This is a genomic window from Kutzneria sp. 744 (genome assembly GCF_000568255.1).
Lineage (GTDB): Bacteria > Actinomycetota > Actinomycetes > Mycobacteriales > Pseudonocardiaceae > Kutzneria.
The window spans coordinates 7,776,600-7,791,020 of the sequence record NZ_KK037166.1 but is presented as its reverse complement, the minus strand read 5'-3'; the positions used below and the strand labels follow the sequence as shown (position 1 = coordinate 7,791,020).

Annotated in this window: 11 protein-coding genes and 2 pseudogenes; 6 read left to right on the top strand and 7 right to left on the bottom strand. The window is 70.7% G+C overall.

The features are described from left to right. Positions 1-249: 249 nt before the first annotated feature. The 3 genes and pseudogenes from KUTG_RS35885 (at position 250) to KUTG_RS35875 (ending at position 2,951) form a co-directional block, all read left to right on the top strand. The gene (locus KUTG_RS35885; protein WP_043723189.1) at positions 250-1,164 is read left to right on the top strand and encodes an ABC transporter substrate-binding protein; all 915 of its coding nucleotides are present in this window, start codon (positions 250-252) and stop codon (positions 1,162-1,164) included. A gap of 5 nt (positions 1,165-1,169) precedes the next feature. Further along, positions 1,170-2,181: pseudogene (locus tag KUTG_RS35880) on the top strand (FecCD family ABC transporter permease). After that, complete coding sequence (locus KUTG_RS35875) at positions 2,178-2,951, top strand: ABC transporter ATP-binding protein (RefSeq protein ID WP_043723188.1); 774 nt, start codon at positions 2,178-2,180, stop codon at positions 2,949-2,951. The pseudogene KUTG_RS35880 and the gene KUTG_RS35875 overlap by 4 nt, the downstream one beginning before the upstream one ends. On the opposite strand, the gene KUTG_RS35870 is transcribed toward KUTG_RS35875, so the two are convergent. Further along, entirely contained in the window at positions 2,882-4,183 is a 1,302-nt protein-coding gene (locus KUTG_RS35870) for a cation:dicarboxylate symporter family transporter (RefSeq protein ID WP_052395778.1), read from the bottom strand. The two genes, KUTG_RS35875 and KUTG_RS35870, sit on opposite strands and share 70 nt — an antisense overlap. Positions 4,184-4,827: 644 nt before the next feature. Next, the gene (gene dctA, locus KUTG_RS35865) at positions 4,828-6,147 is read right to left on the bottom strand and encodes a C4-dicarboxylate transporter DctA (RefSeq protein ID WP_052395777.1); all 1,320 of its coding nucleotides are present in this window, start codon (positions 6,145-6,147) and stop codon (positions 4,828-4,830) included. Positions 6,148-6,267: 120 nt separating this feature from the next. On the opposite strand from dctA, the gene KUTG_RS35860 reads away from it, so the two are divergent. Beyond that, positions 6,268-7,197 (top strand): TAXI family TRAP transporter solute-binding subunit, encoded by a 930-nt coding sequence (locus KUTG_RS35860; RefSeq protein WP_043723186.1) that lies wholly within the window; start codon positions 6,268-6,270, stop codon positions 7,195-7,197. Next, positions 7,198-7,692, top strand: a complete 495-nt coding sequence (locus KUTG_RS35855) for an AAA family ATPase (protein WP_043723184.1) — start codon at positions 7,198-7,200, stop codon at positions 7,690-7,692. It abuts the gene before it with no gap. Here the strand turns inward: KUTG_RS35855 and KUTG_RS35850 are convergent. After that, on the bottom strand, positions 7,689-10,190 hold the full coding sequence (locus tag KUTG_RS35850) for a tetratricopeptide repeat protein (RefSeq protein WP_052396763.1): 2,502 nt from the start codon (positions 10,188-10,190) through the stop codon (positions 7,689-7,691). The genes KUTG_RS35855 and KUTG_RS35850 overlap by 4 nt on opposite strands. Positions 10,191-10,329: 139 nt before the next feature. On the opposite strand from KUTG_RS35850, the gene KUTG_RS62030 reads away from it, so the two are divergent. After that, on the top strand, positions 10,330-10,677 hold the full coding sequence (locus KUTG_RS62030; protein ID WP_043723183.1) for an SH3 domain-containing protein: 348 nt from the start codon (positions 10,330-10,332) through the stop codon (positions 10,675-10,677). Between the two features lie 129 nt (positions 10,678-10,806). On the opposite strand, the pseudogene KUTG_RS64280 reads toward KUTG_RS62030, so the two are convergent. The 4 genes and pseudogenes from KUTG_RS64280 to trpA all read right to left on the bottom strand — a co-directional run. Further along, positions 10,807-11,676: pseudogene (locus KUTG_RS64280) on the bottom strand (sensor histidine kinase); the annotation flags it as partial. Positions 11,677-12,038: 362 nt separating this feature from the next. Further along, entirely contained in the window at positions 12,039-12,701 is a 663-nt protein-coding gene (locus tag KUTG_RS35835) for a response regulator transcription factor (RefSeq protein WP_043723180.1), read from the bottom strand. Between the two features lie 21 nt (positions 12,702-12,722). Then, entirely contained in the window at positions 12,723-13,796 is a 1,074-nt protein-coding gene (gene lgt / locus KUTG_RS35830) for a prolipoprotein diacylglyceryl transferase (protein ID WP_043723179.1), read from the bottom strand. A gap of 57 nt (positions 13,797-13,853) precedes the next feature. Beyond that, positions 13,854-14,421: tryptophan synthase subunit alpha (gene trpA / locus KUTG_RS35825; RefSeq protein WP_043723176.1), on the bottom strand; the 568-nt coding region annotated here is incomplete at its 5' end.

The window sequence follows — 14,421 nt, the reverse complement described above, 5'->3', positions numbered from 1 at the left end:
TCGGGACGACGATGGCCCGTGGTTGACAAAACCTTAACAGTCACGAAACGCCGAGGCACCATCAAACGGGTGATCTCGAACCACGGTCCGTAACGATCTGGGCTACCCGGACGACATTGCCTCGGACCTCAACCAGAAAGCGTGGTCCGGGAAGCATAGCCGACACATGGCCGTCATGCCCGCCGTGCGAACCGCCCCGTTCCATGGTGATTCCGATCACAGTCCGTTGTCGCTTGATAGCGTCCGGTTGTGAACCGCACAATGCCCGTCCTCGTTGTCGCGGCCGCGCTCGCCCTGACCGGCTGCGCGACCCACAGCGACCCTCCGGCCAGCACAAACGCGCCGAGCACCGCCTTCCCCGTCACCGTCACCCCGACCGGGGGCAAGGCGGTGACCATCGCCGCCCGGCCGGCCCACATCGTGTCGCTGAGCCCGGCCAGCACCGAGGACCTGTTCGCCATCGGCGCCGGTCAGCAGGTCGCGGCGGTGGACAAGCTCTCGGACTACCCGGCCTCGGCCCCGCGCGGCGACATCGACGCGTACAAGCCGAATGTCGAGGCCATCGCGGCCAAGAAGCCGGACCTGGTGATCGTCTACTCCGACACCAACAACGTCGTTTCCGGGCTGGAGCAGCTCAAGGTACCGGTGCTGCTGCTCAAGGCGGCGGACTCGCTCGACGACGCCTACGGGCAGATCTCGCTGCTGGGCAAGGCCACCGGGCACACCGCCGAGGCCGACAAGCTGGTCGCCGGGATGAAGTCGCAGATCGCGGACGTGGTGGCCAGGACGCCGAAGAAGCCGCTGAGCTACTTCCACGAGCTGTCCGCGGACGGCTACACGGTGACCTCGAAGACCTTCGACGGCCAGGTGTACGGCCTGTTCGGCCTGCGCAACGTGGCCGACACCGCGGGCGGGGCCGGCGACTATCCGCAGCTGTCGGCGGAGAAGGTCGTCGCCGCCGACCCGGATCTGATCTTCCTGGCCGACACCACGTGCTGCCAGCAGAGCGCGGCGACCGTGGCCGCGCGGCCGGGCTGGTCGACGCTGAAAGCCGTGCGCAACGGGAACGTCGTCGCGCTGGACGACAGCGTCGCCTCCCGCTGGGGACCGCGCGTGGTCGACCTGGTCAAGGCGGTCGCGGTCGCCGTGCAGAAGGTCTCCTGACCGACATGGCCAAGCCGACCCGGCTGGCCTGGTGGCACCTGGTCGTCACCGCGCTCCTGCTGGTCGCGGTGACGATCGGCGCCGTGCTGCTGGGCGCGATCGACCTCGGCTGGCAGCGGGTGCTGGCCGAGGTCTGGGCCCAGCTGACCGGGCGGGGCTTCCCCGCTGAGCGAGCAGGAATCGGCCATCCTGTGGCAACTGCGGCTGCCGCGGGTGGTGCTGGCCGGCCTGGTCGGGGCGGCGCTGGCCTGTTCCGGGGCGACGTTCCAGGGGGTGTTCCGCAACCCGCTGGCCGACCCCTACCTGCTCGGCGCCGCCGCCGGCGCCGGCATGGTCGTGACGATCGTCGTCGTGCTCGTTCCCGGGGCGGGCGTGGCGTTCCTGCCGGCGGCGGCGTTCGTCGGAGCGCTCGGCGGCGTGGCCCTGACCTGGGGACTCGGCCGCTCCGCGGGCGCCGGCACGGCCACGCTGCTGCTGGCCGGGGTTGCCGTCGCGTCATTCCTGACGGCCGTGCAGACGTTCGTGCAGCAGCTCAACACCCTGACGTTGCAACAGGTCTACGGCTGGATCCTGGGTGGACTGTCCACCAGCGGATGGGGCCAGGTGCTGTCCGCGCTGCCCTATCTGGCGGTTGCCCTGGTCGTGCTGTGCACCTGTTCGGGTCTGCTGGACGTGTTGACGCTGGGCGACGAGGAGGCCACGTCACTGGGGGTGCGCCCCGGGATGGTGCGCCTGGTGGTGCTCGCCGCGGCGTCGTTGGCCACGGCGGCGGCGGTATCGGTGAGCGGATTGATCGGCTTCGTGGGAATCGTTGTGCCGCACGTGATTCGGTTGCTGTTCGGGGCCAGCTACCGCGTTGTGGTTCCTTTGTCGTTGGCCGGCGGGGCCATTTTCCTCATCCTCGCCGACATCGTCGCCCGCACCGCGCTGGCCCCGGCGGAATTGCCGGTCGGCGTCGTGACCGCGTTTACCGGCGCGCCGTTCTTCGTTCTGGTTCTCCGGAGGCGACAGTCGTGACCGCGCTGAGGCTGGCCGCCGTGACCGCCGGCTATCGGGGTCGCCCGGTCGTGCGGGACGTGAGCGTGGACGTGCCGGCCGGCAGCTGGCTGGCGATCATCGGGCCGAACGGGGCCGGCAAGTCGACGCTGCTCAAGGCGGCGGCCGGCCTGGTCCCCTCCACCGGTGACGTGTTCGTCGGCGGTCGATCCGTTGCGGCGCTGGGACATCGCGAGCGGGCGCGGTTGATCGGCTACGCCCCGCAGACGCCTTCGCTGCCCGAGGGCCTGACCGTCACCGATTACGTGCTGCTGGGCCGGACCCCGCACCTCGGGCCGCTGGGTCGCGAGGGCCGGGCCGATCTGGAGCTGGTTTCCGGTGCGCTGCAACGACTGGACCTCGAAGCGCTGGCCGACCGTCCACTCAGGACGCTGTCCGGCGGCGAGCGGCAGCGGGCCGTGCTGGCCCGGGTACTGGCGCAGCAGGCCGGCGTGCTCCTGCTGGACGAGCCGACGACCGGGTTGGACATCGGTCACGCCCAGTCCCTGCTGGAGCTCGTCGACCAGCTGCGGAAGGCCGACGGCGCCACCGTGGTCAGCACCCTGCACGACCTCACCCTCGCCGCCCAGTACCCGGACCGGGTGCTGCTGCTCGACGGCGGCGAGGTGGCGGCGGTCGGCACACCGGCCGAGGTGCTGACCGCCGACCGCCTCTCCCGTCACTACGCGGCGTCCGTGACCGTGCTGACCGCTCCGGACGGCAGCCTGGTGGTCTCACCGGCCCGGCGGTGAGTCAGCACCTCCCGTAGCCGGTCGCGGTCCAGCGCGCCCTGCCAGCGGGCGATCACCAGGGTGGCGACGCCGTTGCTGATCACGTTGATGGTGGACCGGGCCTCGGACATGAACCGGTCGACGCCGACCAGAAGGGCAATGCCCACAACGGGAATCGCCGGGTTGTTGAAGGCCTGCAACGACGCCGTGAGGGTGATCAGGCCGGCCCCGGTGACGCCGGCCGCGCCCTTGCTGGAGATCAGCATGAACGCCACCATGCCGATCTGCGTCGGCACGCTCACCGCGTGCCCGGTGGCCTGGGCGATGAACAGCGCGCCCAGCGTGAGGTAGACGCATATTCCGTCGAGGTTGAACGAGTAGCCGGCCGGCACCACCATGCCGACCACCGAGCGGCTCACGCCGGCGTTCTCCAGCTTGGTCATCAGCCGCGGCAGGACCGTCTCGCTGGAGGAGGTGCCGACCACGATCAGGATCTCGTCGGACAGGTACCGGATCATCCGGAAGATGTTGAAGCCGGCGAACTTGGCCACCGCGCCCAGGATCACCACCACGAAGACGATGCACGTGACCCAGAACGTGACGACCAACAGCGCGAGGTTGCCGAGCACCCGGCCGCCGAAAGCCCCGACGGTGTAGGCGATGCCGCCGAACGCGCCGATCGGGGCCACGTACATGATGACCTTGATCAGCTGGAACATGAGCTGTGCCAACGTCTCCAGCGCTCGCACGACCGGAGCCGCCCGCTGGCCGAGGCCGCTCAGGGCGGTCGCCACCAGCACGGCGATCACCAGCACCTGGATCGGTTGGCCGCCGGTGAAAGCGCCGACGAACGACGATGGCACCAAACCGAGGATGAAGTCGGAGATGCTGGTGCTGGTGGCTTCGGCCGACTTGATGGTCGTCGCGGCCAGATTGGGATCGGCGGCGATGTCGAGGCCGTCGCCCGGCCGCAGCACGTTGCCGACGATCAGGCCCAGCAGCAGCGCGACGGCGGTCATGGCCATGAAGTAGCCGATCGCCCGCGCCGCCAGGCCGCCGGCCTTGGCCAGGCTGCCCAGCCCGGCGATGCCGACGACGACGGTCAGGAAGATGGTCGGCGCGGTGACGACCTTGACCAGGTCGAGGAAGAGGTCCGCGAGCCATTTCGAGCCGGCGGCCTGCTTCGGGAACGCCAACCCGAACACGGCCCCCAGCGCGATGGCCGTCAACACCCAGACGTAGAGCCTTCGCATGAGCCGAGAATGGCCCCGGGCGGGGACAGGGGGCCCGTCCGGAGACCACCCGACGCTTCGGAAGTACCCGTACGAGTTACATTTCAGATGCCTGTATTGACAGTATCTGGAGCTCTAATTGCACTAGGTAGAACAAACTGTTACGCAGCTCAAGCAGTGCTCCTGCTGTGAGCATACTGTTATTGATAAGCTTGTCAGTTCTCGTCGAACTTCGTTTGTTAAGTGCAGATCCGTTCAGGATCAAATTTCGGGGACAGGTGCATATGCTATATCATCTGAAAGGGGATAGGGTGCTGACCAACACCTGAGGCGATCTTATCGGCATAGTCAAGCATTTGTCAAACACATCTCTCGTCGGAAGAGTACGATGCAGCCGGCGTATGGCGTTATTGACCATAAGGGGATTTGACCCAATCGGAGCAACCCGACGTTACAACTGCATGTACCCGTACGAACCGGATACCGAGTGAAGGGGAAGGGTCGGCGGGCCTTGTAGGAGGCGGCCCGCCGACCCGGGTCTGGAAGGCGTGGGTCGCGGCATCGGGACACCACGACCCACGCCGCCGCTCCGGTCCTGCCTGTGACCTTCGCGGCATCGCCCCGCCGCGGCCGAAGTCGGGGGTTCGGCCGCGACGGCGCGTGTCCTACGGGGTGCCGGCCAGCGCCTCGGCCTCGCGCTCGACGTCGACGGTGGTCGGGTTGTCCAGGACCTCCCTGAGGCGGTCCCGGTCCAGCTCGCCCTGCCAGCGGGCGATCACCAGGCTGCCGACGCCGCTGCCGATCACGTTGGTCAGCGCCCGGGCCTCGGACATGAACCGGTCGATGCCGACGATGAGCGCGATGCCCACGACGGGGATGACCGTGCCGAACGCGCTGAGCGAGGCGGCCAGGGTGACCAGGCCGGCGCCGGTCACGCCGGCGGCGCCCTTGCTGGAGATCAGCATGAACAGCAGCAGCCCGATCTGGGTGCCGATGCCGATGTCGTGGCCGGTGGCCTGGGCGATGAACAGCGCGCCCATGGTCAGGTAGATGCAGGTGCCGTCCAGGTTGAACGAGTAGCCGGTGGGCACGGTCAGACCGACCACCGAGCGGCTCGCACCGGCCGCCTCCAGCTTGGTCATCAGCCGCGGCAGCACCGTCTCGCTGGACGAGGTGCCCAGCACGATCAGCAGCTCGTCCTTGATGTAGCGGATGAACTTGAAGATGTTGAAGCCGACCCAGCGGGCGATCAGGCCCAGCACCACCACGATGAACAGCACGCAGGTCACGTAGAAGGCGACCATCAGGAAGGCCAGGCTGCCCAGGATCTTGCTGCCGAACGCGCCGACCGTGTAGGCGATGCCGCCGAAGGCGCCGATCGGGGCGACCCACATGACCGCCTTGATCACGCCGAACATGAGGGCCTGCAACGACTCCAGCGCCCGCAGGATCGGCTTGCCGCGCTCGCCGAGGCCGGACAGACCGATCGCCACGAACACCGCGACCACCAGCACCTGGATCAGCTGGGTCTGGGTGAACGCCCCGACCAGCGAGCTCGGGACCAGGCTGAGCACGAACTCGGTGACGCCCTCGCTGGCCGCGCCGGCCTGCTTGAGGGTGCTGTCGGCCACCTTCGGGTCGATGTGCAGGTTCAGGCCGTGGCCCGGCTGCAGCACGTTCACCACGACCAGGCCGATGACCAGCGCCACCAGCGTCATGACGATGAAGTAGGCGATCGCCCGCAGCGCCAGGCCGCCGGCCTTGGCCAGGTTGCCCAGGCTGGAGATGCCCACCACGACGGTGAGGAAGATGATCGGCGCGGTGACCATCCTGATCAGGTTCACGAACAGGTCGGCCAGCCATTTCGAGCCGGCCGCCTGGTGGGGGAAGGCCAAGCCGAAGATGATGCCCAGCACGATGGCGGCGATCACCCAGAAATACAGCTGGCGGTACCACGGTCTACGGGCGGTGGTCACCGTCGACATTGCCCTACTCCTTCACCCGTCAGTGGGAATTGCAGTGATCCTTGGCACACAGATACCGCGCGACAAGGTCGGCCGGCGAAACTTTGGGTTCACCTGACGTTGACGGCTACCCTTCCAGCCATGCTCGACCGGCGAGCGCTGCTGCGCGGACTGGCCGCCCTGGGTCTCGGCGCCGCGGCGGCCGGCTGCTCCGGGCCGCGCACCCCCGAGCTGGAAAAACTGGTCATGCTGACCGGACCTCCGGGCGCGGTGTTCCGGGAGCTCGGGGCGTCGCTGGTGTCGGCGCTGCGGCCGCACCTGCCCACCACGACCATCACCGCCCGGGAGACCGGGTCCTCCGTGGACAACCTCCAGTTGCTGCGCGAGGGCGCCGGCCAGCTCGGGCTGGCGTCCATCGACGCCGTGGAGAGCTCCGGCGAGGCCCCGGCCGGACTGAGCGCCATCGGCCGCGTCTACGACAGCTTCCTGCACCTGGTGGTGCTGGACGACTCGCCGATCAAGTCCTTCGCCGACATCGACGGCCGCACCGTGTCGCTGGGCGCGCCCGGCTCCAGCACCGGCTTCACCTCCGACCGGCTGCTGTCGCTGACCGGCGTCAAGCCGATCGCCCGTCAGATGAGCCAGGCCGCCGGGGCCGACGCCCTGGCCGACCGGTCCCTGGACGCCATGCTCACCCTGACCGGAATTCCGACGCCGGCCATCACCGATCTCGCCGGCAAGCGCGCCATTCGGTTGGTGTCGCTGAAGTCCGAGGCCGCCCTCCTGGCCGACCACTACGCCGGGCCCTACGTGGCGGCGACCATTCCCACCACCACGTACGCCCATGTGCCGCCGTGCGAGACCGTGGCCGTGCCCAATCTCCTGCTCACCCGCGACGACCTCGGCGACGACGTGGTCCGCATCGTGACGGAGACCGTGTTCACCGAGGTCTCCGCGATCACCAAGGGCCATCCCGAGGCCAGTCACATCAACGTGCGGACCGGGATCGCCACCGGCATCGTGCCGCTGCACCCCGGCGCCGCCGGCTGGTTCCGGGACGTGAAGCGCTGAATGCTGTTGCTGCTCAACGGCCCGCCCGGGGTCGGAAAGTCCACAGTGGCCGCTCGCTACGTCGACGAGCACCCGCTGGCCCTGAACCTGGACATCGACCTGCTGCGGGCCCAGCTCGGCCGCTGGCAGGACGATCCGACCAGCGCCGGTCGGCTGGCCCGGGAGCTGGCGGTGGCGGCCGCCCGCACGCATCTGCGGTCCGGGCATGACGTCGTGGTGCCGCAGTTCCTGGCCCGGGTCGAGTTCATCGACCGGCTGGCGGCACTGGCCGACGAGGTCGGCGTCGACTTCGTCGAGGTGATTCTGTTGGACAGCAAGGAGAATACCCGGCGGCGGTTCCAAGAGCGGGACGATACCAGCAAGGCCGTCGACCCGCTGGAACTGTCCACAATGCACGACCGGCTGCTGGCGCTGGTCCCGACCCGGCCGCATGCCCTAACCGTCCACACCGGAACCGTCGCGGAGACCTACGCCCGGTTGTTGGCCGTCCTCTAGGTTTCCAGCAGCCGCCGGATGTCCTCCGCCGCCGGGGATTCCAGCTCGGCGTACAGGGCCAGCGCCCGTTCCAGGTGCTCGCGGGACTTCAGGCCTCGGCCGAGACCGGCGTGGGCTCGGGCCTGCTGGTCCGGGGCGCTGATCTCCGTCGCCACGATCAGGGCTTCGGCGTGGTGCGTGACGTCGTCCAGGGTTTCGCCGAGGCCGTTGAGGGCGTAGGCCTCGCCGTCCCGGTCCTCGATCTCGCGGAAGATCGTCAGCGCTCGGCGGAAGTGCTCGGCGGCCTGCGCCGGCTCGCCCAGCGAGGCGTGCAGGGCGCCGGTGCCTTCGACCGCCCACGCCTCGCCGTCGCGATCGCCCAGTTCACGGAAGATCGCCAGCGACTGCTCGAAATGGCGTCCGGCGTCAGCTCCGTGCCCCGCCCTCACCTCCACCGAGGCGAGGCCGGTCAACGCCCAGGCTTCGTCGTCACGGTCGCCGAACTCCCGAGACAGAGCCAGGGCGTGCCGCAGGTGCTCGACCGCGGACTCGTGCTGGCCGAGCCGCTCCTCCACGGCGCCGAGGTTGTTCAGCACCCGGGCCTCGCCCACCTTGTCGCCGACCTGCCGGAACAGCGTCGCCGCCCGCTCGTAGTGGTCGGCGGCCGCTTTGTAGCGGCACAGCCGGGTGTCGGCCACGCCGAGATTGGTCAGGGCCCGCGCCTGGCCGGCCACGTCGCCGGTCTGCCGCAGCAGGGGCAGGACCTGGTCGAGCAGGTCGACCGCCTGCTCCAGATTGCTCAGCTGGAGGTGGGCCGCCGCGAGCTCCATCGTGGCCTGCGCCCGCGCGGCCGGATCGTCGCTGTTCCGCGCGGTTCGGTATGCGTGGCCGTGCACGATCAGTGCGTCCGCGGGATAGCCGTGGATGAAATAGCGCCACAGGATGGTGGAAACCCGGAGCGTGTGGCTGGGCCAGCCGTGGTCGGCGGTATGCGACGCCACCGCGACCAGGTTGGGGCGCTCGGTGTCCAGCCAGGCCCGGGCGGCGTCGGGGGCGCTCAGCGCGGACAGGTGGGTGGCAGGCGCTTCAGGCCGTCGCAGCGCGTCGGCCGGGAACAGGGTGTTCACGGCCAGCGCGGCCGCGCCGAGGTAGTGGTCGAACAGGCGGGTCTGCGCGGCGCGGCGCTCGGCCGGCGGGTCCTCGTCGGCCGCGCGGGCGGCGGCGTAGGAGCGGACCAGGTCATGGCAGGTGTAGCGGGCGGACGCGTCGCGTTGCAGCAGGTGGTCGCGGTGCAGGTGGTCCAGCCCGGCCTGCGCGGCGGACGGCTCGATGTCGGCCAGCGCGGCCGCCGCGTGCACGTCGAGCTCAGGGCCAGGATGCAGCGCGGCGAGCCGGAGCAGCCGGCGCAGATCGGCCGGAAGGCGTTGGTAGGACAGGGAGAACGCGAGCTCGACGCCGCCGTCGATGCGCCGGGTGCGGTGGCGTTCGTCGAGCCGCTCGGCGTGGTCGGTGAGCGTCCAACCGGGCGTGGCCCGGATGTGCCCGGCGATCAGGTCGAGGGCCAGCGGCAGGCCGCCGCAGCGCTCGGCGATGCGGGCCGCGGCCGTCGGGTCCGCGCCCACGGGCACGTCGGGCAGCATCCGGCCGAGGAACGTCACCGCCTCGTCCAGGGTGAACGGGCTCAGCACGACGTTCGTCACCGCGGCGACACCGTCGAGGCGCCGGCGGCTGGTGACCAGCGTCAGGCATCCAGCGGTCCCCGGCAGCAGGGGCTCGATCTGCTCACGGTCGGCCGCGTTGTCCAGGATCACCAGCGCTTCGGCCCCGGCCAGCCGTTCCCGGTAGGCGGCGGCGCGGGCCGCCAGGCCGTTCCCGATCTTGTGGCCGGGCACGCCGAGCAGGCGCAGGAAGCCGTCCAGTACGGCGGCCGGATCGGCCGGTGGCTGATCCGGGTCGAAGCCACGCAGGTCGACGAACAGCACCTGGTCGAACGGCTTGTCCCGGGCCATCAGATGCCCGACGCGCACGGCCAGCTCGGTCTTGCCGATGCCGGCCATGCCCTCGATCGCGGAGATCACCACGGCGTCGCCGGTGCGGCGACTCTCGGCCAGCACCTGCCTCAGCCGGCGCACTTCGGGCCCACGGCCGACGAAGTCGGCGAGATCCGGCGGCAGTTCGGCGTGCACACGGACCTGCGCCGCCGCCCTCGCCTCACCGCCGACCACCCGCAGCGCCTGCCGCCACTGTGCCTCGTAGCCGACGTCCGGGTTCAGCGCCCGCACGACCGCCATCACCAGGTCGGTGTTCAGCCGACGGCGGCCGGACCGGAAGCAGTCCACCACCGTGGTCTTGCCGGCCAGCTCGCCATCGGGCCGGCCGTCCTCCCGCCAGGCCGCGTTGACCCGGGCCGTGATGCGCTCGTACGAGGGGTCGCCGGCCCAGACCTTCAGCCGCCGCAGGCCGTCGACCAGGTCGTCGAGCGTGCGCGCGAGGCCCGGATCGGGCAGCTCGTCGGCCATGGCGCCGTCCCCCTTCGGCTCGGGCCCCCACGCTAGCCAGTCGGCCGTTCGGCGGCGTTCGGATTCGGTCGGAATTCCCCGTTCGGACACGGGCCCACCGCACGATCGACCCCGTTCGAAATCCACTGGAGGGGAATCCATGAGGAAGTCCATCGCCGCCCTCGCCGTCGGCGCGGCCATCTGCGCCACGGCACTGGCCGGCGGCGTCGCCGACGCCGCACCGGCCTCGACCCCGGCCACCTGTCCCACTTCGGGCTCCGGCGACGTCCGGGTCGTCACCACCAACCTCACCGTCCGGACCGGGCCCGGCACCAACTACGCCGCGCAGGCGCCGATGGTCCACGGCGGCGACGTGCTGCGCTGCTACCCGGTGCGCACCGGCGGCCGGTACACCGCGTGCGGCAAGACCAACGCCAACGGCTGGATCGAGATCTACCGGCAGGCCGGCTTCGGTTACGTGGCCAGCGCCTGCGTCAGCGACTACTGACCGGGGCTCCGGCCGGTTCACCGCTCCAGGGGGCTGAGCGTGAACCGCCGGCACGATCACCACGTCCAGACCGGGGTCGGCGTCGTCCAGACGGAGCGTGCCGCCGGCGGCGGCCACCAGGTCGGCGCAGATGGACAGGCCCAGGCCGGTGCCGCTGACGTTCTGATGCTTGGGAGAGCGCCAGAAACGGCCGAGGGCGAGGTTGCGGTCGGACTCGCTCAGCCCGCTGCCGTTGTCGGCGACGTGCAGCGCACCGTCCACAAAGAACACTCGAACCGTTGTGCCGCCGGAAAGGCGGGCGGCGTTGGCGACGAGCTCGTCCAGGACGCTGCCGTAGGACACCGGAACCCGTTGCCCCTCAGGAACATCGGTCTCCACCGCGACTCCGAGGGCCTGCCACTTGGGCAGGTGCACGGAGACCAGCAGCGCCAGGTCGACGGTCTCGGCGGCGGCGTCGAGACGGGTGGCGGCCAGCAGGGCATCGAGGACGTTGCCCATCTCCTGGGCCTCCTCCACGGCGACGTGGTGCGCCTCCCGCGCGGACTCGCCAGGAGGCAGATGGTGTTCGAGGTTGTCGACGGCCAATCGCAGGCTGGCCAAGGGATTGCGCAACTGGTGGGAGGCGTCGGCGACGAAGTCGCGCTGCCGGCGCATGGCCGTGTTGACGACGTCCACCATGGTGTTGAAGGAAGTGCTGAGCCGCCGGAGCTCGGGGGGACCGCTCACGTCGTCGACGTGGGTGTCGACGAGACCGCCGGCGATGGCCGCGGTGGCCTCGTCCAGCCGCCGGATGGGCCGCAGGATCCACCGGGAGATCGGCCAGGCGGCGGCGATCACGGCCAGCAGCGGCAGAATGCCCAGCAGCGCCCGCCAACCCCACTGGGACAGGATGTCCGCGCGCAGGCGGTCGGTCGGCGACACGGCCACCACCGCTGCCACCACTTCGCTGTCACGGCCCACGGGCTCCACGACGACCAGCGGCGCGGGCACCCATGGCATCACGGCCTCGGGCGGACTGGGCCGATAGCCGGAAAACGCGGCGGTCAGCCCGGCTGCCACGGCCGGATCGGTCAGGTCGGGCCGCTGCCGCGACGCGAACAACACCTTGCCGCCGGGCTGGACCAGCGCCACGGGAATGCCGTACAGCTGGTCGTAGCGGCTCAGCTCGTCCTGCAGGGCCTCGGTGCGGTCGGAGGTCAGCGCGGTCTCGGCCAGGGTCGCGAACCGGCTCACGTCGGCCAGCCGGTCCAGATAGGTCGTCTGGGTCTCCCGCTCCGCGACGGCATTGCCCAGCGGCACGCCCAACGCCGCCCCCAGCAGCAGAATCAGCGGGACGAGCACCAACAGCAGCCGGCGCAGCATCAGCCCACCAGGCGGTAGCCGACGCCCCGCACGGTCTCGATCCGCACCCGGCCGCCGAGCTTGCCGCGCAGCGCCGCGACATGGGTGTCCAACGTCCGCGTCGGCGCCTCCCACGACGCCTGCCACACCTGGTCCATGATCAGGTCCCGGCTCACCACCTGCCCCGGCCGCGCGGCGAGCAGTGACAGCAGGTCGAACTCCTTGCGGGTCAACGCCAGCTCGCGACCACCGACCGAGACGGCCCGGGTGGCGACATCCAGCGTCAACGGCCCGACCCGCACGAGCTCGGCGTCCACGACCTCCGCCCGGGCGGTCCGCGTGCGCCGCAGCACGGCCTCGATGCGGGCCAGCAGCTCGGCCGTGCCGAAGGGCTTCACCACGTAGTCGTCGGCCCCGGTACGCAGGCCCAGCACCCGGTCGCGTTCCTCGCCACGGGCGGTCACGGCGATCACCGCGGTGCCCGAGTCACGCCGCAGCCGGCGCAGCACCTCGATGCCGTCCCCGTCGGGCAGCCCCATGTCGAGCAGCACGACGTCGGCCGGGGGCGCGCTCAGCGCGTCCGCCACCGTGGCCACGCGATGGACGTCGTAGCCGGCGTGGCGCAGCGCCGTCATCAGGCCCCGCGCCACCCGGTCATCGTCCTCGACGACGAGGATCCGCATGGACAGCGATGGTAGGCCGCCTCAGCTCTTGCGCTCGGCCGCCTCTTCGACGCGGGTCGCCTCGTCGGAGGCTTCGGCCTTGTCGCCCTCGGCCTCGTCGGTCGAGGCGGGCTCCTCGTCGACCGCCTTCTCCGAAGGCTCGGCGTCCTCACCCTCGACGGCGTCGGCCTCAACGGCGTCACTGTCGACGGCCGAGGCGGCAGCGCCGGTCAGACCTTCCTCGCGCGCCTCGCGAATGGCCACCAGGTCCTCACGCGGCCCGCGCTTGCGCGCCAGGACCATGTAGACGACCGCGCCGATGAACACCAGCGCCGCGACCCAGACGTTGACGCGGACGCCGAACACCAGCGTGGCGGTGTCGTCACGCATGAGCTCGATCCAGAACCGGCCCGCGGTGTAGGCGGCGACGTAGAGCGCGAACGCCCGGCCATGGCCCAGCTTGAACCGCTTGTCGGCCCACACCACGAGCAGCGCGACGCCGATGTTCCACAGCAGCTCGTACAGGAAGGTCGGGTGCACCAGTTCGGTGGCCGGGCCCTGCGCGACGCCGTTGATCGGGTCGGCGACACCGGTGGCCGGGTCGACCCGGTTGAAGATCTCCAGCGCCCACGGCACATCGGTGACGCGGCCGTAGAGCTCCTGGTTGAAGTAGTTGCCGAGGCGGCCGATGGCCTGGGCCAGCACGATGCCCGGCGCGATCGCGTCGGCCACCGCGGGCAGCGGGATACCGCGTCGCCGGGCGCCGATCAGCGCGCCGACGCCGCCCAGCGCGATGGCGCCCCAGATGCCGAGGCCGCCGTTCCACACCTCAAGGGCGCCGATCGGGTTGCCGCCCGGGCCGAAGTAGGTCCGCCAGTCGGTGGCCAGGTGGTACAGCCGGCCGCCGACCAGGCCGAACGGTACGGCCCAGACCGCGAGGTCGGTGATGAAGCCCTTCTGGCCGCCGCGGGCCTGGAAACGCTTCTCGCCCCACACGATCGCCACGATGATGCCGACGATGATGCACAGCGCGTAGGCCCGGATCGGGATGGGGCCGAGGTGCCACACGCCCTGGGGCGGGCTGGGGAAGCTGGCCAGGTTCAGGGTCGTCGCCACGCGCCCACCGTACTTGAGCCCGTGTGACGGCTGTGCCCCGGCCAGGTCCGCATCAGGTCACAAAGCGGGGACCGCCGGGTTGCGCACGCCCTCGGCCAGCTCCTTGGCCAGCGCGGCGACGCCGGACTCGCCCTCGGCCGACCTGGTCACGAAGGCCGAGCCCACGATGACCGCGTCGGCGAAGCCGGCCAGCTCGGCCGCCTGCGCCCCGGACTTCACGCCGAGGCCCACGCCGACCGGCAGGTCGGTGTGCGTGCGGACCCGCGCCACCAGCTCGGGGGCCAGGGAACTGGTGACCTCCCGGGCGCCGGTCACGCCCATCACCGACGTCGCGTAGAGGAAGCCGCTGCTGGCGGCCGCCGTCATGGCGATGCGCTCCTCGGTGGAGGACGGCGCGACCAGGAAGATGCGGTCCAGGCCATGGGCCTGCGACGCCGCCATCCACTCCTCGGCCTCGTCCGGCACGAGATCCGGCGTGATGATGCCGAGGCCGCCGGCCGCGGCCAGGTCACGCGAGAACTTGTCCACGCCGTAGTGGTAGATCGGGTTCCAGTAGCTCATCACCACGGCCTTGCCGCCGGCCGCGGAGATCGCCTCGACGACCTCGAACACGTGACGCAGCCGG